14 protein-coding genes and 1 pseudogene are annotated in these 23,386 nt (G+C 72.8%); 9 read left to right on the plus strand and 6 right to left on the minus strand.

The window, feature by feature from the left end; all coding sequences use genetic code 11:
• Window positions 1–54: 54 nt before the first annotated feature.
• Window positions 55–3,372 carry a hypothetical protein gene (locus ACFP1K_RS03695; protein WP_380747022.1) on the minus strand — a complete coding sequence of 1,106 codons (3,318 nt, stop codon included), beginning with the start codon at window positions 3,370–3,372 and terminating at the stop codon, window positions 55–57.
• Window positions 3,373–3,636: 264 nt separating this feature from the next.
• On the opposite strand from ACFP1K_RS03695, the gene ACFP1K_RS03700 reads away from it, so the two are divergent.
• From ACFP1K_RS03700 to ACFP1K_RS03720, 5 genes are all read left to right on the plus strand, one after another.
• Window positions 3,637–4,194 carry an RNA polymerase sigma factor gene (locus tag ACFP1K_RS03700; protein ID WP_380747023.1) on the plus strand — a complete coding sequence of 186 codons (558 nt, stop codon included), beginning with the start codon at window positions 3,637–3,639 and terminating at the stop codon, window positions 4,192–4,194.
• Complete coding sequence (locus ACFP1K_RS03705; protein WP_380747024.1) at window positions 4,191–4,844, plus strand: hypothetical protein; 654 nt, start codon at window positions 4,191–4,193, stop codon at window positions 4,842–4,844. Before ACFP1K_RS03700 ends, ACFP1K_RS03705 begins: the two co-directional genes overlap by 4 nt.
• Window positions 4,845–5,135: 291 nt before the next feature.
• Window positions 5,136–5,630 (plus strand): hypothetical protein, encoded by a 495-nt coding sequence (locus ACFP1K_RS03710; RefSeq protein ID WP_380747025.1) that lies wholly within the window; start codon window positions 5,136–5,138, stop codon window positions 5,628–5,630.
• 161 nt (window positions 5,631–5,791) lie between these two features.
• Entirely contained in the window at window positions 5,792–7,237 is a 1,446-nt protein-coding gene (locus ACFP1K_RS03715) for a PepSY-associated TM helix domain-containing protein (RefSeq protein ID WP_380747026.1), read from the plus strand.
• Between the two features lie 111 nt (window positions 7,238–7,348).
• Window positions 7,349–10,699, plus strand: coding sequence for an NACHT domain-containing protein (locus ACFP1K_RS03720; protein WP_380747027.1), 3,351 nt, complete (start codon window positions 7,349–7,351; stop codon window positions 10,697–10,699).
• Between the two features lie 13 nt (window positions 10,700–10,712).
• On the opposite strand, the gene ACFP1K_RS03725 is transcribed toward ACFP1K_RS03720, so the two are convergent.
• Together ACFP1K_RS03725 and ACFP1K_RS03730 are read right to left on the minus strand one after the other, a co-directional pair.
• Window positions 10,713–11,489 (minus strand): hypothetical protein, encoded by a 777-nt coding sequence (locus tag ACFP1K_RS03725; RefSeq protein ID WP_380747028.1) that lies wholly within the window; start codon window positions 11,487–11,489, stop codon window positions 10,713–10,715.
• Window positions 11,490–11,563: 74 nt separating this feature from the next.
• Window positions 11,564–12,229: pseudogene (locus tag ACFP1K_RS03730) on the minus strand (ATP-binding cassette domain-containing protein); the annotation flags it as partial.
• A gap of 133 nt (window positions 12,230–12,362) precedes the next feature.
• Between ACFP1K_RS03730 and ACFP1K_RS03735 the strand changes: the two are divergent.
• Complete coding sequence (locus ACFP1K_RS03735; protein WP_380747029.1) at window positions 12,363–13,568, plus strand: sensor histidine kinase; 1,206 nt, start codon at window positions 12,363–12,365, stop codon at window positions 13,566–13,568.
• 5 nt (window positions 13,569–13,573) lie between these two features.
• A complete protein-coding gene (locus tag ACFP1K_RS03740; RefSeq protein ID WP_380747030.1) occupies window positions 13,574–14,224 on the plus strand; it encodes a response regulator in 651 nt (216 codons plus the stop codon).
• On the opposite strand, the gene ACFP1K_RS03745 is transcribed toward ACFP1K_RS03740, so the two are convergent.
• A complete protein-coding gene (locus ACFP1K_RS03745; RefSeq protein WP_380747031.1) occupies window positions 14,214–16,526 on the minus strand; it encodes a HelD family protein in 2,313 nt (770 codons plus the stop codon). The two genes, ACFP1K_RS03740 and ACFP1K_RS03745, sit on opposite strands and share 11 nt — an antisense overlap.
• Window positions 16,527–16,740: 214 nt before the next feature.
• On the minus strand, window positions 16,741–17,127 hold the full coding sequence (locus tag ACFP1K_RS03750) for an STAS domain-containing protein (protein ID WP_380747032.1): 387 nt from the start codon (window positions 17,125–17,127) through the stop codon (window positions 16,741–16,743).
• Window positions 17,128–17,269: 142 nt separating this feature from the next.
• Here ACFP1K_RS03750 and ACFP1K_RS03755 point away from each other — a divergent pair, with 142 nt between their 5' ends.
• Entirely contained in the window at window positions 17,270–19,072 is a 1,803-nt protein-coding gene (locus tag ACFP1K_RS03755) for a glycosyltransferase family 2 protein (RefSeq protein WP_380747033.1), read from the plus strand.
• Between the two features lie 551 nt (window positions 19,073–19,623).
• Here the strand turns inward: ACFP1K_RS03755 and ACFP1K_RS03760 are convergent.
• Window positions 19,624–21,066, minus strand: coding sequence for a DUF6777 domain-containing protein (locus ACFP1K_RS03760; protein WP_380747034.1), 1,443 nt, complete (start codon window positions 21,064–21,066; stop codon window positions 19,624–19,626).
• Window positions 21,067–22,057: 991 nt separating this feature from the next.
• Here ACFP1K_RS03760 and ACFP1K_RS03765 point away from each other — a divergent pair.
• Complete coding sequence (locus tag ACFP1K_RS03765) at window positions 22,058–23,254, plus strand: energy-coupling factor ABC transporter permease (protein ID WP_380747035.1); 1,197 nt, start codon at window positions 22,058–22,060, stop codon at window positions 23,252–23,254.
• Window positions 23,255–23,386 lie beyond the last annotated feature (132 nt).

The following is a 23,386-nucleotide window of genomic DNA, read 5'->3' on the forward strand; positions in this document are numbered from 1 at the left end:
AGCTGCGGGGCACGGCATTCAATGTCGTGGCCCATGGCGGACAGTTCCCCGCGTTCACGCCAGATCGGACAGCTGGGACGCGGCCCGCTGGTCCCCGGCGGTGGCGCGGGCGCGGAGGATCGCGCGGGCGTCCTCCAGGTCGCCGCGCTCGGCGAGCAGCCGGGCCAGGCGCGCCGCGGCGTCGCCGTCGCCGCTCTCCGCGCGGGTGCGCAACTCGTCGGTGCGGCCGTGCTCGGCGAGCAGGTCGGCGAGCCGTCGCGCGGGGTCGCTCCTGTCCGCGTGGGCGCGCAGCAGGTCGAGGGCCTCGTCCAGGTGCCCCCGCTCCACCAGCAGGTCGGTGAGCGCCTCGACGGCGTGGGTGTCGCCGCTGTCCGCGCGGGCGCGCAGCTCGTCGGTGCGGCCCTTGCGTGCGAGCAGGTTGACCAGGCGGGCGGCGGCCCACCAGTTCCCGGCGTCGGCGAAGGACCGCAGGACGGCGAGGCCCTCGTCGGTGCGGTCGCCCAGGGACAGCAGGATGGCGAGCCGCCACGCGGCGTGCTCGTCGCCGGCCTCGGCGTGCACGCGCAGCTCGTCGGCGAGGCCCCGTTCGTACAGCAGCTCGATGAACCTGGCCGTGGGGCCGTACGGCCGCAGCAGAGGGACGGCCTCGTCGGGCCGGCCCTCCCGGATGAGCACGTCGGTCAGTTCCTGGGCGGCGTAGCCGTCCCCGGCCTCCGCCCGGGTGCGCAGCACGTCCAGGCGGCCGTCGGCGATGAGCAGCTTGGCGAGCCTCTCCCTGGCGTGGTGGTCCCCCGCGTCGGCGCGGGCGGTCAGCTCCTCGACCCGGCCGTGCGCCACCAGCAGGTCGGCGAGCCGCCAGGGCGCCTCCCACCACTGGCCGGCGTCCGCGATGTCCCGCAGGACGGTGATGGCGCCCTCGACGTCGCCGCGCGCGCGGAGCAGCCCGACCAGGGCCACGGTGGCGTGGCCGTCCGCCGCCGCCGACCGGGCCCGCAGCTCGTCCACGCACCCCCGCTCGGCGAGCAGGCGGTCCAGGGTGGCGGCCGCGTTGGCCATGCCGGCGTCCGCGCAGGCCCGGATGTCGTCGATCCGCCCGAGCCGGACGAGCAGCGACAGCAGCAGGTTGTACCCGTTGGTCCCGCCGGCGTCGGTGAACTCCCGCAGCACCGCGACGGCCTCGTCGGTCCGGCCCTGCCGCTCCAGGATCCCGGCCAGCTGCGCGCCGTGCCCCCGGGGAGGCGCGGCCCGGAGCACGGCGACGGCCTCATTGGCGCGCCCCTCCTTCTCCAGGAGCTCGGCGAGGGGCTCGGCGAGCTCCGCGGCGTGCGCGCGCAGCACGGCGATCGCCTCGCCGGGCCGGTCCTGCCGGACGAGCGACTCCGCCAGGTGCCGCGCCGCGTGCGGGTCGCCCGCGCCGGCCCGCGCGCGCAGGACGTCGGTCTGTCCCCGCGCGGCGTGGGTCTCGGCCAGCTTGATCGCCGCGTACGTCTCGCCCGCGTCGGCGCGGAGCGTCAGGTGGCGCAGGAAGGCGTCCTCGGCCAGGCGGTCGCGCAGCAGCGCGTGACGGAACTGCCAGGCGGTGCCGTTCCCGCGGAGCATTCCCCGCCGGTGCGCGTCCTTGAGGAACGCCGTCAGCCGCCACGGCAACCCGCCGCGCAGGGCCAGCTGGGCGTGCGTCACCCGGAACCGGATCCACACCCACACGCCGGCCCCGAGCGCGGCGCTCGTGCCGAACACGAGGAAGGCGGCCGCGCCGGCGGACAACGGCTGCCCGGTCACCTCGGCGAGGACCGTGCAGACCGCTCCGCCGAGCAGGCCGTAGAAGGCCCCGGCCCGCCAGGGCGGGTCCGCGCGGACGGGGATCGCGCCGACGACGAGCCCGCCCGCGAGCCCGATCCACAACGACGGGCCGAGCAGGCCGGTCAGCGCGCCGGACAGCAGGCCGAACGCCATCCGCCGCCGCGTCACCAGGCGGCGCAGCTCGGCGGGGGTCCGGAAGGTCAGCGGGACGTAGCGGGGGCGGCCGTCCGGCCACAACACCTGGAACACCCGGCCGGCGTGCAGCCCGATGACCGCCGCGGTGCCGAGACCGGCGACGACTCCCTTCCAGGGCCCCGCGAGCAGACCGGTGGCGAGCCCGGCGGCCGTGGCGAGCGCCAGCGCCGCCAGCGCGGGCAGCGACCAGGCCGCGCGTTCCGGGTCTCGTGACGCCGAGCCCGGCCGCAGCTCCCACCACAGCAGGTCGGGGGTCCCGTTCAGGCGCAGAAGATAGGCGAGGCTGCTCAGCCATCGGCGGGCCCGCGCGGGACGCGGCTGGTAGGCGGCGTCGACGTAGGTGTCGATGAGCATGCCTTCGACGGACGCCCTGTCCTGCGGTTCGAGCAGCCCGGCGGGGTCGGTCGCGGGGCGGGAGTACGCCGAGCGGGCCAGCGACACCATCAGCGGGGTGGACAGCGCGGAGGCCAGCGGGCCCTCGGGGTGCCGCCGTAGGTGCTCGAAGACGGTCCGCCAGCGTTCCCGGCCCGTGGCGGGATGCGACAGGAAGGTGGCGGCCTCGTCGGCACCGACCGGTTCGATCTCCACGACCGCGGCCCGGGAGAGCAGCCATCCGCTGGCGGCCACCGCTCGTTCGTACTCGGCGGCGCGGCAGGTGACGACGAGGGGGCGGCCCGCCGCGGCGAACCGGTCCAGGGATTTGAGCGCGGCGTCGCGGGCGTCGGCGGCGATCTCGTCGAGCCCGTCCACGAGGGGGAGGACGTGCCCTTCTTCGAGCAGGCGCCCGGCGTCGCGGCGGGTGAGGAACGGGTACTCCTCGGCGAGCGTCCGCACGACGAAGGTGTCCGCCTTCTCGGTGCGCGGCTTCCACGAGGCCGCCGACATCAGCACGGGCACGGGCCCGGCGTGCTCGACGAGCCCAAGCGTCAGCGTGACGGCCAGGACGGTCTTGCCCGTCCCGGGTTCGCCGATCACCACCAGCTGGCCGTGCGGCAGGCGGCGGTAGGCGTCCACGATGTCGCCGACGTCGCCCGACAGGGGCCAGAGGCCGGGGTCCTCGACCACCACCTCGGGGGCCGCGCTCACCGGCCGACGTGTCGACGACCACCGCACCCGCAGCGGCAGCGGCTGCCGCAACCCCTGCGCCGCCGCCTCCCGGGCCCACTGGACGGCCACCTGCCGCGCGAGCCGGTCCCTGAGCTGCTCGGGAGGCTCGCCGTCCCGCTCCCGTCCGCGCCACCCCTCCACCACGACCACCAGCACGGCCAGTACGGCGAGCAACGCCCACACCCAGGGCTGCGTGGACGGCGGCAGCCGCACCAGGCCGGTGGCCACGTTGCCCACGAGCCCGACGGCGATCACGAGAGCGGCCGCCACGGGGACCAATGAGGGTCGCCGCACCTCGCACCTCCACCAGTGCCGGTCGGGTTTCTCAGCCTGGCACGCGGAGGCCGTGGCGCGTAAGAAGGGGACGCTACCTCGCTTCCGGTGGCATCCCTCGCGCCGAGCGCCTACACCGGCCTCGGCTCCGCGTGGAGCGCCTTCGGCGAGATCCCCCGCCGATCCAGTCCCTTCCACCAGCGCTTGTAACCTTCCCCGGGGTCCGCGACCAAGCATGGGTGTCACCCGAGGAAGGGAGCGATGCCCGTGCGTCGCAAACAGGCGGGGATCGCCCGGGACCCCGCGGCGTTCGAAGCCTTCTACCGGCGTCACGTCGACGCGGTCACCAGGTTCATCGCGCGGCGCGTCGACGACCCGCACACGGTCGCCGACCTGGTGGCCGAGGTGTTCATGGCGGTGCTCGACTCCGCGCACACCTACCGGCCGGGCCTCGGCACCGAGATCGCGTGGTTGTACGGGGTGGCGCGCAACACGCTCTCCGCCGAACGGCGGCGGGCGTTCAAGGAGGGCCGGCTGGCGAGCCGGCTGGGCGGGCGGCGGGTGCTGGACGCCGACGACCTCGTCCGGCTGGAGGAGCGCATCGACGCGGGGCGGGCGGCCAGGGAGGTCCTCGCGGCCCTGGCCGACCTGCCCGAGGGGGAGCGCGCCGTGCTGGAACTGGTGGTCGTCGACCAGCTCACGGTCGCCGAGGCGGCGGTGGCGCTCGGCATCCGGCAGGGGACCGCGAAGGTGCGGTTGCACCGCGCACGGCGCACGTTGCGGGGGCTCCCGCTGGTCATGGAAGGGATGGCGGGATGACGTTCGAGGAGCAGATCCTGGTGGAGCTCAAGGAGGAGTTCGCCGCGCGCGCCGAACGGCGCCGGCGGTCCGGCCGCCGCCTGGTCGCGGGGGCGGCGGCGGGCGGGCTGGCCGCGGCGGCGGCGGTCGTGCTGCCGCTGGTGACCGGGGCGGGGAGCCCCGCGTACGCGGTGACGAAGAATCCCGACGGCACGATCAGGCTGGAACTGCACGAGTTCAGGGACGCCGACCGGCTGGAACAGGACCTGCGCGACATGGGGGTGGCCGCCGACGTCACCTACACCAAACCCGGGTGGCGGTGCGAACCGGGCAGGGGGGAGATCGTCGGTAGCGACATCCAGCGGGAGTCGGACAACGGCGACTTCCGGCGGGACTGGCGGAACCCCGAGTCCGCGAAGCTGATCACCATCCGGGACGGGGGATGGGACATCGAGCCCCGGTACCTCCGCGAGGGACAGACCCTGGTGATGGAGTTCGCCGAGAGCGACGGCCGGGCCTCGGGGCCGGTGCGGCCACGGGTCGTGTGGCAGCTCGCCGCCTATGTGGTGAACGGCCCGGTCGGGCCGTGCGTCGTGGCGCACCTCCCGGCCCCGGACGGCGGCGGGACCCCCACGGACGCGCGGCCGGGTGAGGAGAGCCCGGTGGACTGAACATTTCACCCGGCGTGCCGGACTTCCGGGGCGCGTGCCCGGACGGACGCGGTCGAACCGTCCGGGCACGGCGGCCGTATCTCCGCTCGTGAGAGGCCGTACCGGAGGGTGGCCTGGGCCGCGCGGCACCCGTCGTGCCGGTCACCCGGCGAAAAGGACCGGCGCGGGGGAATTGCGCCGGGTAGGGGTCATGTCAACATTGGGATCGTGAGGATGACCGTCAGCCATCCGGTGATTCGCCTTTCGCGGGCGATTGTTTTCGCCGTGGTGTGCGTGACGGTTTCGCTGTGCATGCACGTTTTGGCCGGCGGGGCGTTCGTACGGCCGGAGGTCGTCGTCGCGGCGGCCCTTTTCACCGGCGCCGTCGGATTCGCGCTCACCGGGCGGCAGCGGGGATTCGGCACGCTGCTGGTGGCCTGTTTCGCGGCGCAGTACGGCATGCACCACATTCTCGGGGCCGGGGCGACGTCCCCCCTCGCGGACGCGCACCACGCGGACGGCGGCCTGACGCCCCCGCTGGCGATGCTCGTGGCGCACGGGCTGGTGGCCGCGCTGTCCGGCTGGTGGCTCGAACGCGGCGAAGTGGTGCTCGCCACTCTGTTGCGGCTGCTCGGGCACACGCTGCTCGACCTGCGGCATCTGCTGGGTTTCGTGCTCCTGCGCGAGCCGGAGGCGGGCCGCCGGGGCCCGCGCGCCGCCACGTCGCGGGTGACCGCCGGCAAGAAACGCATTCTGGCCTCGGTGCTGTCCGGCAGGGGACCGCCGACGCTCTCACCGCTGTCCTGACCGGGCGCCTTTCTTCTCCGCCGCGCCCCATTACAGCCGTGAATTGATTCAACCGCCGCCGCGCGGTCATTCCGTCATGCCCTTTCCTCTGGTCTGACGCCTTTCCTGTCGCGTTTCACACGCATGCCTCGTGCACGCGTGTCTCCCCAACGGAGAATTCAATGACGTCCGTCGAAGTACGCCCGGAGACCGGGCCGGTCCCCCCTGCCCCCAACGGCGCGTCGCAGCGTTATCGCGCCGTATGGCGCTGGCACTTCTACGCGGGACTGTTCGTCGCGCCCATTCTGGTGGTGCTCGCCGTCACCGGGTCCATCTACCTGTTCAAGGAGCCGTTCGAGGAGTGGCGGTACCGCGACGTGCGCACCCTCGCCGCCCCGGTCACCGCCGCGCAGCCCCTGTCGCGCCAGATCGACGCGGCGCGGTCGGCCCGGCCGGGCGCACCCGTGATGACGGTGATCCCGCCCACCGCCCCAGACCGCTCCACCAGGGTGATCCTCGCCGGCGCCGAGTCCGGCCCGTGGGCACAGGGAATCTCGGTCTACGTCCACCCCGGCACCCTGAAGGTCCTCGGCCAGATCGACGACTCGGCCACCTTCATGCGCGTCGTCCGCACCGTCCACGGCGAACTGCTCGCGGGCACGGCCGGCGACCGCATCGTGGAGACCGCCGCGTGCTGGGCCCTGATCCTGGCCTCCACCGGCACCTATCTCTGGTGGCGCGGCCCCGCCCGCCGCCGCGGCGCCCGTCCGGGCCGCCCCCGGCTGCGCCGGGTCCACTCCCTCACCGGCATCGGCGCCGGCACCGTGATCGTGTTCCTCATCGTCTCCGGCCTCCCCTGGTCCGGAGTCTGGGGCGACCTGTTCCAGCGCCTCCAGGACCGGACCGGCTCCACCACCCCCAGCGCCGACGCCTTCCCGAACACCTCGGCCGTCCCCCCGCTCTCCGGCGACCTGTCCACCGACCCCGACGCCAAGGTCCCCTGGTCCGCCGAACGCCTCCCCGTCCCCTCCTCCACCGACGGCCACGGCGCCCACGGCACGACCACCGGCGTCCTGCACCCCGGCGCCGTCCCCGTCGAACGCGCGCTGGAGTCCGCCCGCCCCGTCCTGCGCGACTGCCGCCCCACCGACTGCGACGTGAAAGTACTGCTCCCCAAGGACCGAGGCGGCGTCTACACCGTCATCGCCTCCCCCCGCACCGACCCCTCCGCCTCCCGGACCGTGCACGTGGACCAGTACAGCGCCCGCGTCCTAGTCTCCTTCGGCTGGCAGGAGTACGGCGTACTGGCCAAAGCCGTGGAACAAGGCATAGCCCTCCACGAGGGCCGCCGCTACGGCCCCCTCAACCTCCTGGTAATGCTCACCGCCTGCCTGGCCGTCCTCACCCTCGTAGTAACCGGCACCTGGATGTGGTGGAAACGCCGCCCCCAAGGCCGCCTAGCCGCCCCCACCCGCCCCACCGACCGCCGCACCGCCTACGGCGTCCTCGCCATCATGGCCACACTGGGCCTGCTGTTCCCCCTGGCAGGAATCACCATGGCCACCGTCCTCCTCCTGGACCTACTACTCCTCCGCCGCATCCCCCGCCTGCGCCGCGCCTTCGGCTGACCGGGACACCGCCGGCGCGCACCCTCTCTCGGCCGTCTCGCTCCGTGACCATTCAGGTGCGGAGGTGATATAAGCGGTCAATTGCTGTTTTTGCCGAGTGAGGGTGGCGCCGTGGTCAACGAGGACGACGCGCAGGGAGAGCTGGCGGCTGCCGTTATCACGGCGGTGTTCAAGGTGTTGTTGCCGGATGTGGCTACGCGGGTGGAGGGGCTGGCGGAGGTCGCGCGGATCATTCGGGGGCGGAGGGGGTCTCGGCGGGAGGAGAACTATCTGCATCGGCGGTTGCTGGATGCGGCGGATGTGCTGGCGGGGAAGCTTTCGGAGGCTGAGGGGGCGCTCTTCTCGCGGGGGGTGGAGGCGGGGGAGAAGGAGGCGGCCATCGCGGGGGTGATGGGGGCGCTTCAGGAGGTGCGGCTCAGTAAGGCCGAGGTGGTGGGGAGCGGGCTCAGTGAGGGTGTGCTCGTGGGGCGGGTGGAGGGGGTGGCCGCGCGGTTGTGGCGGGAGGCGGGGGTGTCGGAGGCGGGGGTCTCCTATGGGCGGCTCTATCTGTTGGAGAGTTGCCGGTCGGTCGTTCAGCTCGTGCGGGATCTGCCGGAGTTCCGGGACGAGCTGCTCGAGCACAACGCGCAGATCTCGCGGCGGGTGCTCGAACTGCTCGAACGGAGCCTGGACACGCTGGCGCTGCCGCGGCACCGGGCGGGGACCGAGGACGAGCACGAGCGGTTCGAGGACGACTATCTGCATGACGTCGTCAGCACGTACAAGGACTGCGAGCTGTTCGGGCTGAACGTGCCACGGGAACTGCGGCAGCAGCCGGTGGACATCGCGTACATCACGCTCACCACGTCGGGGACGACGGCGCCCGTGGGGCCCCTCGGGCGGGAGATCCCGGAGAGTGCGCAGGTCGCGTGGCAGGGGCCGTTCACCGCCCGGGTGGACGCCGCGCTCGCGCGGGTCTGCCCGCCGGGGGCGGGGGCGCGGATCCTGCTCACCGGGACGGCGGGGTCGGGGAAGACGACGGCCATGCAGTGGCTGGCCATCATGTGCGCGCGGCGGCGGCTGCCCCCGGTGTTGCGGCGCTGGAACGGCAGGGTGCCGTTCGTCGTGCAGCTGCGGAACGTCTTCCGCGGGCCGGCCACGGTCGACCCGGTCGAGGAAGACCTGATCGCGGCGGCCAAGTACCGGATCCGCTCCATGCCGGGAGACTGGATCAGCCGGCGGCTGGAGTCGGGCAGGGCGCTCATCCTGCTGGACGGGTTCGACGAACTGTCCGCGCTGCACCGCAGGGACGCGGAGATCTGGATCCGCAAGCTCATGGACGCCTCACCGCGCTCCGACATCATCGTCACCTCCCGGCTGGAGGGCGTGGACCGGCAACGGTTCGTGCGCGACGGCTTCACGCACCTCCAGTTGCAGCCGATGGACCACGCCGACATCCGGCGCTGCGTCGACGCGTGGTTCGTGGCGCTGCTCAAGAACACCGACCCGGCGCTGCACGCCGACTACGTGGACTCCAAGCGCCGCCTCCTGACGGACCTCGAGCGCCGCGCGGCGCTGCGCGAGCTGGCGGAGACGCCGCTGCTGTGCGCCATGTTGTGCGCGTTCTACGCCTACAAGCTCTCCGCCAGCGGGCCGCAGAGCCGCAGCGAGCTGTACAAGGGGGTCGTCGGCACGCTGGTCCACGCCAGGGACATGGAGCGCAAGGCCCTGCTGGGCGACATGACGCAGAAGGAGAAGCTCTCCCTGCTGCAGTCGGTCGCCCGGCACATGACCGACCGGTCGGCCGTCGTCATCGGCATCAGCCCGGCCGACGCCGTCAAGCCCCCGGCCGCCACCCGCACGGGCGCCGGTGCGCGCGGCCGGTCGAGCGCGGGGGAGGACGTGGCGGCGGAGCTGTCCGCGGTGGAGGTGGTGGAGGTCGCGCTGCGGGACGCGCGGCACATCAACCTGACCGCGCGGGAGGCGCTCGACCAATTGCTCGCCCGCAGCGTCGTGTTCCGCCAGGTCTCACGGAGCGAGGCGGACTTCGCGCACCGCAGCTTCCAGGAGTACCTCGCGGCCGAGGACTACGTCATCACCGAGTCGTTCCAGGAGCTGACCCGGCACATCGGTTCGCCCCAGTGGCACCGGGTCATCTCGTTCGCGGCCGGGTCGCTGTCCAAACCGGCGGCCGACCGCCTGCTCCAGGCGATGATCCGCTGGATCGACACGGCCGCCGACCCGCGTCCCCTCATCCTGCTGCTGGCCGAGTGCGTCAACGCCGCCGTGCGGGTGGCGCCCGAGGTGGTCGCCGAGGTGACGCTGCGGCTGGCGCGGATCCTGCCGCCCCGCACGTTCACCGAGGCGGAGGCCGTCGCGCACGGCGGGGAGGGGCTGCTGTACGCGCTCGACCAGTACGCGGACCGGGACCCGCTGACCGTCGCGGCGTGCGTCCGCACCGCCGCGCTGATCGGCGGGATGAAGGCCCTCGACGTCATCTCCGCCTACAGCCGCGTCCCGCACGCCGCCGAGGTCGCCCAGGAGATCGTCGAGGACTGGCGGTACTTCGACGCCGAGGACTACGTGGACCGCGTGCTCACCCACATGGACCTGTCCCGCCAGGTCGTCCGGGTGTCCTCCCCCCAGGCGTTCCTCGCCGCGGGCCGCTTGACGCGCCTGACACGGGTCCGGCTGGAGGCGGTGGAACGGTTGCCGGACCTGCACCACTGGCGGCGGCTGGACGGGTTGCACGAGCTGCACGCCGGCTCCTGCCCCGGCCTGCACACCCTGCACGGCGTCGAGGCCCTCACCGGCCTGCGCCGCCTGAACCTGTCCGGGAACCCGCAGCTCACCGACCTCACCCCGCTCGCGGGCCTGCCGTGGCTGCGCGAGCTGTACCTGGCGGGCAACCTCAGCCTCACCTCAGGGGCGGCGCTCGGGAACCTGGCCGAGCTGCGGGTGCTTCGCCTGGACGGCTGCCGCAAGCTCACCGCCGCACCCGAGATCGCCGGTCTGGAGAGACTCCAGACCCTCACGCTGCTGCGGTGCGGGATCGACCACCTCGACTTCACCGGCACCCTGACCGACCTGCGGATGCTGCGGGCGTCCGAGCTGAAGCACCTGCGGGACCTCCACCCGCTGTCCGGCGCGAAGCGCCTGCGCGTCCTGGAGCTGACGGACTGCTCCGCGCTGACCACGGGCGAAGGAATCGAGGGCCTCACGGCCCTTGAGGAACTGGACCTCAGCGGCTCGGGCCTCGGCGACCTCGACTTCGCCGAGTCGCTGACCGGCCTGCGCGTGCTCCGCCTCTCCAGGTGCCGGTACCTGCGGGACGTCTCCGCGCTCACCCTGCTGCCCGGCCTGGAGGTCGTCCGCCTGCCTCCGCAGATCCCGTTCACCGAGGTGGAGCGACTCCAGGACGAGTGCCCGGACCTCGCGATCGAGCACGAGCCACCCCAGTTCGTCGGCGAGGCGGGCGCCTGACGACGCGGGACCCCTATCGGCGCCGCGTGGCCACGAGGCCGGCGACCAGTGCGGCCGCCGCCCAGGCGGCGAGGATCGCGACGCCCGTCCACGCGCCGTACGAGCGGGCGAAGTTACCGGTGAGCGGCAAGGTGTAGATGATCAGGCTGCCCGCCTGGTCCGGGAGGTACTGGGCGACGACGTTGATCCCCGGGGCGTTGCCCAGGCCCTGCGAGCCGAGGAACAGCAGCGGCAGCAGCACGCCGAGCGAGATGACCGAGCTGCGCAGCGTCGCGGTCACGCCCGCCGCCAGCAAGCCGATCAGCGTCAGGTACAGGCAGGCGCCGACGGCCGCCCGCGCCATGCCGTCTGTGGCGAGCGTGACGTGGTGTGGGCCGAGACCGATCTGGGCGCTTACGAAGATCGCCGCCGTGGTGACCAGGGACACCGGGAACGCGACCAGCGCCACGGCGGCGATCTTGCCGCCGTAGAACAACCCCCGCCTCGGCACGGCCGCCAGCGAGGCGTTGATCGTCCCGCTGGAGTACTCCCCGCCCACCAGCAGGACCATGAAGACCACCAGAGGGATCTGCCCGAGCAGGATGCCGTAGAAGGTGATGAACCCCGGGTCGAAGGGGCCGAGCCTCCGTCCGGCGGACATCGCCGAGTTGGCGGAGAGCCCGATCAGATAGCCGAGGCCCGCGCTGACGACCGGGGTGAGCAGCAGCGTCCAGTACGTGGCCCGCACCGTCCGGATCTTGATCAGTTCCGCGGCGACGACCGCGCGGAAAGACATGGCCCCCGTCGTCATCGGCCCGCCTCCCCCGGCTGCTGCGCCCGGTGCTCGGACGCCTGCGCCGTGATGCGCAGGAACGCCTCCTCCAGGGACGTCGCCCGGCTGTTCTCCACGAACTCGGCCATGCCGGTGTCGGCCAGCAGCCGTCCCCGCCCGATCACGATGAGATGGTCCGCCGTGAGCGCCATCTCGCTCATCAGATGACTGGACACCAGCACCGTCCGCCCCTCCGCCGCCAGATCCTTCACCAGCGTGCGCAGCCAGAGCACCCCCTCGGGATCCAGCCCGTTCACCGGCTCGTCCAGCAGCAGCACCGGCGGATCGCCGAGGAACGCCGCCGCGATGCCGAGCCGCTGCGCCATGCCCAGCGAGAACGTCCCGCACCGCTTGCGCGCGACCCCCGCCAGCCCCACCATCTCCAGCACCGCCTTCACCCGCGAAGCCGGGATGCGGTTGCTGCGCGCCAGCCACAGCAGATGGTGGTACGCCGACCGCCCCTTGTGCGCGTTCCCCGCGTCCAGCAGCGCCCCCACCCGCCGCAGAGGCTCCCCGAGCTCCCGATAGGCCCGCCCGTCGATCAGCGCGGACCCGCCCGTGGCCCGCTCCAGCCCCAGCATCAGCCGCATCGTCGTCGACTTCCCCGCGCCGTTCGGCCCGAGGAACCCCGTGACACGCCCCGGCCGGACGGTGAAGGACAGCCGATCGACGGCGACCGTCTTCCCGAACGTCTTGGTGAGTTCCCGTACTTCGATCACGCCGCCCGACGCTAGACGCCGCACCCGTGCCGGGGCTGTCCCCGAAAGTCGACGATCCGGCCGGCGAACGTTGACAGCCCCGCAGGGATCACCCCTTGCGGTTTCATTCCGGGGGCGACCTAGCCTTGGGGGCATGTGGCGGGCTTTGGCGGGTCCTGTGGTGGTCGTCGCCGTGGATGGCTTCGTGCTGTACCGGGTGGCGGGGAGTGAGCCGTGGTGGGTGGTGGTGATGCGGCTCCTGGCGGTGGCGGTGGTGGCCGTGGTGGTGCGGCGGGTGCCGGTGGCGGGGTTTCTGGCGGCGCTGGGCGTCGCGGCCGGTGGGCCGGCGAACGCGTTGCTCGTGTGGGCGGGGTATCAGGCGGGCGCGCGGGTCTCCTCGCGGCGCGGGGTGACCGTGCTGGTGGCGGGGGTGGTCGCGGCTTTCGGGGCGCAGGTGTGGATGGCGGCGACGCCCACCGGTGGGGTGGTGGGGACGTACGTCGTGTTCGTGGCGCTGCCCGCCGTGGTCGGGCGCAGCGTCGCGCAGCGGCGGAACCTGCGGGCGGCGCTGGACGACCGGGAGCGGCGGCTGCGCAGGGAACGGCGGCTGCTGGCCGAGCGGGAACGGCTGCGGGAACGGCTGCGCATCGCCAGGGACGTGCACGACTCGCTCGGGCACCGGCTCGGCCTCATCTCGGTGCAGGCGGCGGCGCTGGAGGTGGCGGACCTGCCCGGTCCGCACCAGGAGGCGGTACGGCGCCTGGCCGGCACCGCGCGCACCGCCATGGACGAGCTGCACGAGCTGGTGGGCACGCTGCGCAGCCCGGAGGCGGTCCCCCGGGACGGGGCGCTGGACGGCATCGACGAGCTGGCGGCGGGCTTCCGCGCCGCGGGGGTGCCGCTGACGGTGCGCTCCTCCGGGGAGCCGGTCGAGGTGCCGTCCGCCGTGGCGCAGGCCGCGTACCGGGTGGCCGAGGAAGGGCTGACCAACGCGGCCAAGCACGCCCCCGGCGAACCGGTCACGATGACCCTGCACTGGGAGACCGACGCCCTGCTGCTCACCCTGGCCAACCCGCTGCCCCCGGGCCCGGAAGGCGTGGGATACGGCCTGATCGGGCTGACCGAGCGCGTCCGGCTGGCGGGCGGCATGCTGCACGTCACCCGCGCCGCGGGGGAGTTCCGGCTCGTCGCCATGCTGCCGGCGACCCTGGAGCCGGAGCACGAGGCCGAGCACGAGAGCCACATCACCGACGCCGCCCGCGCGAGCGCCGCCGTCGCCAACCGCATCTGGGTCGCCGCGCTCGCCGTCACCGTCGCCGCCCTGGCCCTCATCTCGGGCCCGATGGGCGGCCCCGGGTGATCCGGGTGCTGATCGCGGACGACGACGCGCTGATCAGGGCCGGGGTCCGGGCGGTGCTGGAGACGGCGCCGGACGTGGAGGTCGTGGGCGAGGCGGAGGACGGGCGGGCGGCGGTCGAGACGGTGCTCGGGCGGCGCGTGGACGTGGCGCTGCTGGACATCAGCATGCCCGGCATGGACGGGCTGACCGCGATCGAGCACCTGCGCGGCCGGGGGTCGGTGACGCGGTTCGTGGTGCTGACCGCGTTCGGCGCCGAGACCAACGTGCTGCGCGCCCTCGGCGGCGGCGTCGCCGGTTTCGTCCTGAAGAACTGCGCCCCCGAGGAGCTGATCCGCGCCGTCCGCTCCGCCCACGCCGGCGAGGCCTACCTGTCCCCGGCCGTCACCAGGCTGGTCCTCGGCATGGTCCGCCCCGAGACGGGAAGGCGCCGCCAGGAGGCCCGGCGGCGCCTCGCGGCCCTCACCGGCCGCGAGTCCGAGGTCGTCGCGCTGGTCGCCGAGGGCCTGTCCAACGCCGAGATCGGCGTTCGCCTCCACATGAGCGAGACCACCATCAAGACCTACGTCAGCCGCGTCCTCGCCAAACTGGACTGCGCCAACCGCGTCCAGGCCGCGCTGCTGGTCCGGGACGCGGAAGGGCCCGGCGTCAGTCCGTGAAGTGCTCCGGGGACAGGGGATGGGGCGGCAGCGGGGTCTCGTGGAGGACGGTGAGGCGCTGGGTGGGGCGGGTCAGCGCCACGTAGAGATCCTGGGGACCCTTGGGGGACTGGGTGAGGATCTGCTCGGGGGCGACGACGATCACCGAGTCGAACTCCAGGCCCTTGGCCTGGGTGACGGTCAGCACGACGGCGGGGGAGTCGAGGGCGTCCGGGCTGAGGGTGGAGGCCGCCCCGGGGAGGAGGACGGCGATCTCGCGGTGGCGGGCGTCGGGGGTGAGGACGGCCAGGCGGCCGTCGCCGATCGCGGTGAGCTCGGCCTCGACCAGCGGCGGGAGCACCGAGGGCAGGCCGGCGCCGGGGACGCGCAGGGCGCGGGGCGGCGCGGCGCCGTCCCGGACCGAGATGGGGGGCTCCTCGGCGGGGGCGACGGAACGCAGCACGTCGGTGGCGACGGCCATGATCTGGGCGGGGGTGCGGTAGTTGACCAGCAGGCGGGCCTCGCGCCAGCGGCCCTTGACGTACGGGTCGAGCATCTCGCCCCACGAGCGCGCGCCCGCCGCCGAACCGGTCTGCGCGATGTCCCCCACCACGGTCAGCGAACGCGCGGGGATCCGCCGCATGACCATGCGCCAGGCCATCGCCGACAGCTCCTGCGCCTCGTCCACGATCACGTGCCCGTACGACCACCGCCGGTCCCTGGCCGCCCGGTCGGCGGTGGTGAGCGCCTCGCCGTCGTAGGCGTTGCGGTCGGCCAGCTCGTCGACCTCGACGAGCGTCGTCTCGGCCACCCCGGTGATCGTGAGCACCTCCCCGGCGTACAACTCGGCCTCGCGCCGCGCCCGGACGGCGTCCCTGGCCGCGGCCCGTCCCGCCGCGTCGTCCTCGCCGAGCAGCTCGGCGGCCTCGTCCAGCAGGGGGACGTCGCCGGGGGTCCACGGCGCGCCCGGCGGCCGCAGCAGCGCCTGGATCTCCTCCTCGCGCAGCGGACCGGAGGCGGCGGCCGGGTACAGGAGGGCCGGGTCGGTGAGCAGGTCGGCGATCAGCCGCTCGGGGGTCAGCGGCGGCCACAGCTCGTCCAGGGCCCGCCGGACGGACGGCTGGGCCCACAGCGCGGCGCGGGCGTACCGCAGGTCCTCGGCGTCGAGCGGCGGCAGGTCGAGCCTGCGGGCCTCGTCGCGGGCGAGGGCGGTGAGCATGGTGTCGGCGAACAGCTTGCGGGCGACGTTGTGCGGGCCGCGCACGGCACGCGCACGGTCGCGGGCCCGGACGCAGGCGGCGTGGTCCACGCCGAGCGCCATGCGTTCGACGACGACCTCGACGCCGCCGCGGATCGACGTCCGCAGGTCGATGAGGACCTCCAGGTCGCCGTCCGGCACGCGCTGCCGGCCCCGCACCGCCGCCGCGACCACGTCGGTCATCCGCGGGTCGCCCTTGACCACGGCCGTCTCGGGAGGGTCCGCCGCGGTGGCCCGCACGCCGGGGTACATCTCGCCCACGGTGGTCAGCACCACGTCGGTCTCCCCGAGGGACGGCAGCACCTGGCCGATGTAGCGCAGGAACACGGCGTTCGGCCCGATGACGAGCACGCCGCGCCGGGCCAGGGTGTCGCGGTGCGCGTAGAGCAGGTACGCGGCGCGGTGCAGCGCGGCGACGGTCTTGCCGGTGCCGGGGCCGCCCTGGACGACGAGCGCCCCGCCGAGCCCGGACCTGATGACCTGGTCCTGCTCGGCCTGGATGGTGGCCACCACGTCGCCCATCCGGCCGGTACGGCCCCGGCGCAGCGCCGCCATGAGCGCGGCCTCGCCGACCAGCGTGCGGCGGTCGGGCTCGCTGATCCTGGCGAGGTCGAACACCTCGTCGTCCAGGTCGACGACGGTGCGGCCGCGGGTGTGCAGGTGACGGCGGCGGACCAGCGGCCCGGGGTCGCTCGGCGTCGCGGTGTAGAAGGGGCGGGCGGCGGGGGCGCGCCAGTCGATCAGGACGAGTTCGTTGCCGGCGTCGCGGAGCCCGGTCCTGCCGATGTAGTACGTCTCGCCGTCCCCGTCGTCGACGCGGCCGAAGCAGAGCCCGCGTTCCACGCCGGCGAGCTGGGCGACGCGGCGGGCGTGCTCGGCGGAGGAGACGTCGCGTTCCAGGCGGGCCTGGTGGGTGCCACCGGGGCCGCCGCGGCCGTGTTCCGCGCGCAGCGCCGAGGCCGCGCGCTCGCGGGCGGCGTCGAGCCGGTCGTACACCATGGAGACGTAGTGCTGTTCGATGCGCAGTGCCTCGGCGCGGGCGGAGGAGGGTTTACGAGGCGTCATCGGAATGGTATAATCCTTCTCGGAGGGTTGTACGCGCCGCCGGTTTAGGCAGGCCAACATCCGAGCGTAACAGCTTCCTTTTCCCCGCGCCATCGCCGATCGTCGGCCCAGGTCCCCATGCGCACGGCGCCACCCCGGCTCCCCGCGCCGGTCGTGCCCGTCCCCCTTCAGATCTCCGGCGTACGGCGGCGACGGAGAGCCGAGGCGCCGGATCTCACCTCATCCGCCCACCCGGCGAGCCGATGGCCTCCACCGCGTCCTGCGTGGCCGGGAAGGTCTCGAAGTGATGATCGAGATTCGTTATGGCGAGCAGCCGGGAGATCATTCCGTCCGCCACCACCAGGCCCAGCCGTCCGCCCGCGTCCCGCACCCTGGTCAGCGTGCCGACCAGTAGTCCAAGGCCCAGGGAGTCGCAGAAGGTCGTGCCGGTCAGGTCGAGCACCAGGTGGGGCGGCCGTTGCCCCTCCATCGCACCATCGAGTTCGGCGCGCAGCCGGGGGACCGCGTTCATGTCGAGCTCGCCGACGATGCCGACGACCACGCACGGCCCCTCGTGCCACGCGCGGATGTCCAGTCCCGTCTCTCGCGTCGGGGTTGCCATCCTCCATCACCTCCGTTGCGAACTCGTTACCCTCGCAAAAAGGTAATAAGCCCCCGGGCGGCGAATACGCACGTGCCTGACCCCGTGTCAAGGACCTGATTGACCTCCGGTGTCAGGGTCAGCGGTCACATAATGAATAGCAATGAACGCGGAAAGTAACCGGCGTGTCGACGTGAGCATCGTGGTGCCCGTCCACAACTGCCGCCCTTACCTCGACCGGTGCCTCACCTCGCTGCTGGCTCAGGCCGTCAGCAAGGAGATCATCGTGGTGGACGACGGGTCCACCGACGGCAGCCGGGAGCTTCTCGCCGACTACGCGGCGAAATTTACGGAAATACGGGTCTTGCATCAGGCCGCTTCGGGAGGCCCCGGCCGTCCGCGCAACCGGGCGCTCGCACACGCCACCGGCCGCTATGTCTTCTTCTGCGACGCCGACGACCACCTCGGCCCCGAAGCCCTGTGGCGCATGGTCGCCATGGCCGAGCGCAACGGCTCCGACATCGTGCTCGGCAAGATGATCGGGCACGGCCGCAAGGTGCCCACGTCCATGTTCCAGGAGAACCGCGACAACGCCCCCCTGGGCGAGACGACCGTCTACAACGCGCTCACCTGCTTCAAACTGTTCCGCCGCGAGATGCTCACCCGCCACCACATCGTGTTCGACGAGTCCCTGCGGGTGGGCGAGGACATGGTCTTCTCGGTGCACGCCTACTGCCACGCCGAGACGATCTCGGTGGTCGCCGACCACGACTGCTACCACCTGGTCTCCCGGCCGGACGGCGGCAGCATCATGCAGGAGCCGAACAGCCGCCACCCGCTGGCCTGGCTGCGCATGGTCCACACCCCGATCGAGCTGATGACCCGCCACGTGCCGCCAGGCCCGCTGCGCGACCACCTGCTGCGCCGGCACTTCCGCTTCGACATCCTGGCCCAGCTCGGCGCGCCGTTCCTGGCGGCCGACCCGCCCACCCGGCGGGCCATCGCCCGCGAGGTGGCCGCCATGTGCGCGGCGTGGCTCACCGAGGGCACGCTGGACCGTCTGCGGCCCATCGACCGGTTACGGGTGGCCTGCGCCGGCGACGTCGACCGGCTGCTGCGGATCGCCCGGGTGGAGGCCGCCGGGCTGCGGCGGCGGCTCACGGGGCTGGAATGGGCGGGCGACCGGCTGGAGGTGTCCGGGACGGCCGCGCTGACCGACTCGTGGAACGGCGTCACGGTCGGCCTGCTGCTACGCGAGCGCTTCACCTCCGCCGAGCGCCGCGTCCCGGTGACCTCCGTGGCCGACGTGTTCGCCGGCACGGTGCGGGTGTCCCGCCTGCCACCCGGGGTCTGGGACGTGTACGTCGTGCTCGCCTGCGAAGGGGTGCGCCGGGTCGCCCGCTTCGGCGCCGACCGCGTGCCCGGGGTGGAGGCCCCCGGCCCCTGGTTGTCGTCCGCGGTCGCCGTGCCGTACTTCACCCGCGTGCACGGCAACCTCAGCATCGACATCGGCGGCCGGCTCGCCCCCGTCCCCGGCGTCGTCCGGCTCACCCGGGCCTCCTGGGGCGCCAAGGGCCTGCTGACCATCGAGGGCACCGTCACCGTCGGCCCCGGCTGCCCCGCCGCCCGCCGCGCCCGTCACCTGATCTGGCGCGAGCGCTCCTCCGGCCACGAACGCCGCGTCCCCGCCACCTGCCTCAACGAGACCCGCTTCACCGCCGCCGCCCCCCTGGACGCCCCCGGCACCTGGGAGGCCACCCTCGAACTCAACCTCGGCGGCCCCCCCATCCGCTACCCCGTCCAGGTAGCCGACACCACCCTCACCCCCAGCACAACCTGGTGGCGCGGCCCCCACCGCTGGACCGCCTCCACCCGAGCCTCCAAGCTCCGCCGCAAACTAATAGTCTCCGTCCTCTCCCAAGGCCCCCGCTCCGTAGTCCGAGACTCCCTCCGCCTCGTCCGCTAACCCCCACCCGCCCCCCATTCACGTCTTTCCTCACTCATCCGCGTCCGTTCCGCATGCCTTCAAACCCGCTCCGGCCGGGGTTGAGGGGCCCACCCGTTGTCGACACCCACCATGCCGACCACAGCCCACCCGATCCACGGGTAATCCACCACCACACCTGGACGCCACCCCCACGAGGCGTGGGCACCCCGATGGTCCCGGTGCCCCCCGGAGCCCTGTCGCCCACGGCTCGCCGCCTTACCGCCCGTCGGTCCCTCTTACCGGCGCCGGGGCGGCGGGAGGCGGTACGGCGACACGGCCCCACCCGCACACCCCGCTCAACCCCGGCCTCCTCAAGGTCACCGGCTCACTCGTCGGCGCCGCCGACCGCCTACGCGCTCTTGTCACCGGCCGCGCCCGGCACTGACCCGAGGGCATAGGCATGGATTATGGCCTTCGGCGCCGAGTCCGGCGGCCAGGTTGGACGCGTCTTGATCCGGTCAGCGCGCCGGACCAGCGAACGCCTCGGTGGCGGATGCCGGGAGACGTGTTCGGCGTCGGGGCGCGCCTGGTCAGGAGCCGAAGGCCGTCCTGAGGGCGTTGATGATCTGATCGGGTAACTCGATCTTCCAGTTGCCGTTCTCCCGGATCAGGCGCCGCCGCTCGTCGGAGAAGCGCTGCGATCGGGGGGCGCCCCCTTCACCTGAGATGGTCACGGTCCCGCTGAACGCGACGATCGCCTGGGCGCCGCGCTGCTCGACCACCCTGACGTCGTCGATGACGGTCCTGGCACCGAGCGATCGAAGCTGGTCCTCACCCGCCTGGCATTTGGCTATGAACGCGGCCCTGGACACCCCCAGCTTTCTCGTCGAACCCGAGGTGAGGGCGTCGTACAGCGGGGCGCAGTCGCCGTTCTCCACCGCGCTGGTGATCTGGCGTACCGTTGCCTCCAGCGCGGCCTCGTCCTCCGGCGTCACCTGGGGCCCTGGCCCGCCGCAGCTCGTGGACTGGCGCAGGCTCGCGCACGTGGAGTCGGTGGCACGGACGGGAGTGTCCTTCTTGCCGGTGAAGCCGACTTTACGCTGGTAGAGCTTGCCGTCGTCGAGGTCGATCAAAGTGAAGCGCTTGACCTTCTTGCCTGCGGTGATCGTGGCGACCCTTCTCGGGGTGAAAGAGCTCCAGGCGGCTTCCGGATTGCGCGCGTATTTTCTGACATTGTCGGAGGCGCTCGCGGCGCCTTGCGGCTCAGCCAGCGGGTTCCCGCAGTTGCACTTCACCCGTGGCACCCCCCGGTCGTCGACAAGCACCGCCGTACCGGCCTGGAGGACGGCCTGGTACGGGGTCGCCTCGCCGTCCTTGTAGTCGTAGTTGGTGACGCGTACGTCCATGCGCAGGCGTACCGGCGTCAGCCGGCCGAGGTAGGACCGGATCTGGCCGGGCTGGATCCGATGCACCCTGGCCCACGTCTGGGCCTGCGCCACGTGCCGTGGATCGGTCAGGTACGCGACCAGCTTCCCCACGTCGCACGCCACGCCGTGCTTGGTGGTGGCGTATGCGCCCTCGCGGCTGCCGTCGACGTTCTGACCAGGTTCCGGAGCACCGTCGATCGACGCGGGCCGTACATCGCGGCCGGGGGTATGGGGGTCGGCGGGCTCGGGGACGAAGGCGTCCGCCTGGGTCATGTCGACCGGGATGAGCGTGGACGCCTGCTGAATGGTCAGGAAGACGAACGTGCCGGCGACGATCGCACCGACGACTGTCGCCGCCACGGCTGCGATGGCGATCTTGATGTGCCGATCACCGGACTCGGGCCGATCGGCATCCCCCTGTCTGGCGGGCGATATCGACCGGATCGCCACACCCAACGCGACCAGCCCGGTGAGCGCACTGATCACACTGGCCAGCTGGTCGGCCTTGTCGAGCCCGACAACCGTGATGATCGCGGTCAGCGCCGCGATACCAAGACTGAACAGCAGGAGCGCGATCCAGATCCACCGTCTGAACTGGAGGGTCACACCCGTATATTGTCCGCTTGACGAGCGGGGAATGCGATAGGAAATACCCGCTTAGTATTGTTAGCATCGCATTAAGTAACTGCGCCGAGTGTACGCACCCCAGGCGGCAGCCGATTCACTGGTGAATCACGCCCCCTCCTGCGCCAGGGCTCCCGGAGGGCCATCGGGACCATCGGGGTGCCCACCCCTCGTGGGGGTGGCGTCTCGTGGGGGTGGCGTCCACGTGTGGTGGTGGATTACCCGTGGATCGGGTGGGCTGTGGTCGGCATGGTGGGTGTCGACAACGGGTGGGCCCCTCAACCCGGCCGGAGCGGGTTTGATGTCTTCGGTCCTTTGACGTCGGCTATTCCTCGAGCGGCGACCTCTGTCGAGTTCCTCGCCGTACAACGGCGCCGGGTTCGCCGTACCGCCTCCCGCCGGTAAGAGGGACCGACGGGCGGTAAGGCGGCGAGCCGTGGGCGACAGGGCTCCGGGGGGGCACCGGGACCATCGGGGTGCCCACGCCTCGTGGGGGTGGCGTCCAGGTGTGGTGGTGGATTATCCGTGGATCGGGTGGGCTGTGGTCGGCATGGTGGGTGTCGACAACGGGTGGGCCCCTCAACCCGGCCGGAGCGGGTTTGATGTCTTCGGTCCTTTGACGTCGGCTATTCCTCGAGCGGCGACCTCTGTCGAGTTCCTCGCCGTACAACGGCGCCGGATTCGCCGTACCACGTCCCGCCGTACCGGTGCCGGTATACGCCCGGTGGGCGCCGAGAGATACCGGACCGGTGGGGTCGGGTCATGGGACTGGTGGGGGCCGGGGTCACGTCGGCTCGTTCGGGACTGGATGACGCCGGGCCGGTATGGGGTCGGGGGGTACCGGGAGGGGTGGGGGCCGGGGTGGTTTGGGAGGTGGGGGGAGGTGTACGGTGCGGAAACGCTTAATGCCACTTATTTGCAACTACTAACGGATGGCCTAGAGTTGCGGGTAATCGGCTATCGGAGGGGTCCCGTGCACGTACCTGATGGTTTCTTCACGGCGACGGTGTCGGTCGCGGCCGGGGTGGTCGCGGCGGCGGGGGTCGCCGTCTGTCTGCGTGGAGCCAGGCGGGAGTTGGACGATCGGACGGCGCCGATGGCGGGGCTGGTCGCGGCGTTCGTGTTCGCGGTGCAGATGTTGAACTTTCCGGTCGCGGCGGGGACCACCGGGCATCTGCTCGGTGGGACTCTGGCGGCGGTGCTGGTGGGGCCGTACACGGCTGTGTTGTGCGTGGCGGTGGTGCTCCTGGTGCAGGGGTTCTTCTTCGCCGACGGCGGGTTGACGGCGCTGGGGGTGAACATCACCTTGATGGCCATCGTGACCGCGGCCGTCGGGTGGGCGGTGTTCCGGCTGATCCTGCGGGCCGCGCCGCGCCGGACGGTGGTGCCGGTGGCCGCGTTCGTCGGCGCCGCGGTCTCCGTTCCCACGGCGGCGCTCGTCTTCACCGGCCTGTTCTGGATCGGCGGCACCGCGCCCATCGACGTGGGGGCGGTGGCGGCGGCCATGGGTGGGGTGCACGTCCTGATCGGCCTGGGAGAGGGCCTGATCACCGCCCTAACGGTCAGCAGCGTCCTGGCCGTACGCCCGGACCTGGTCTACGGCGCCCGCGGCCTGACCGCCCCGCTGGTCCTGCGGACCGCAGGCGGCCCGGTCAAGGTCGCACCCACCGGTTCGTCCCAGCTCACGCTCAGCGGTTCCCCTCAGGCCGCGGCGGTCACCGATTCTCCCCAGATTACGGTCAGCGGCTCTCCTCAGGCCGCGACCACCGGTTCTTCCCAGGCCGTGCCGGCCGGCTCCTCCAGGGCCGTGCCGACCGGCTCTCCCCAGGCGGGGTCTACCGGGAACGCCCCTGCGCGCGGTCTGCGGCCGATTCTGGTCGGTGGTGCGTTGGTGGCGCTGCTGCTGGCGGGGTTCGTTTCGTTCTATGCGTCCAGTAGTCCGGACGGGCTGGAGAAGGTCGCGGGGGACAAGGGGCTCAATGCGCAGGAGCGGGATCATCCGCTGGGGGACTCGCCGTTGGCGGACTACGGGGTGCGGGGGGTCGGGAACGAGCGGCTGGCGGTCGGGCTGGCGGGGGTGGCGGGGGTCGCCATCACTGTCGTGGCGGGGGGCGCGATCTTCATGACGGTGCGGCGGCGGGGGCGGGCCGCCGAGCGGGCCGGGGTCTGATGGGGTGCGGGGCCGGATGAGGGCCAGGGTCTGATGCCGGATGAGGGCCAGGGTCTGATGGGGGAGCGGGTCTGATGAGGGAGTGGGGCCTGATGAGGGGTGGGGGCTGATGGGGGGCGGGCATCACCATCG

The organism is Sphaerisporangium aureirubrum (genome assembly GCF_042658925.1).
GTDB classification, from domain to species: Bacteria; Actinomycetota; Actinomycetes; order Streptosporangiales; family Streptosporangiaceae; genus Sphaerisporangium; species Sphaerisporangium aureirubrum.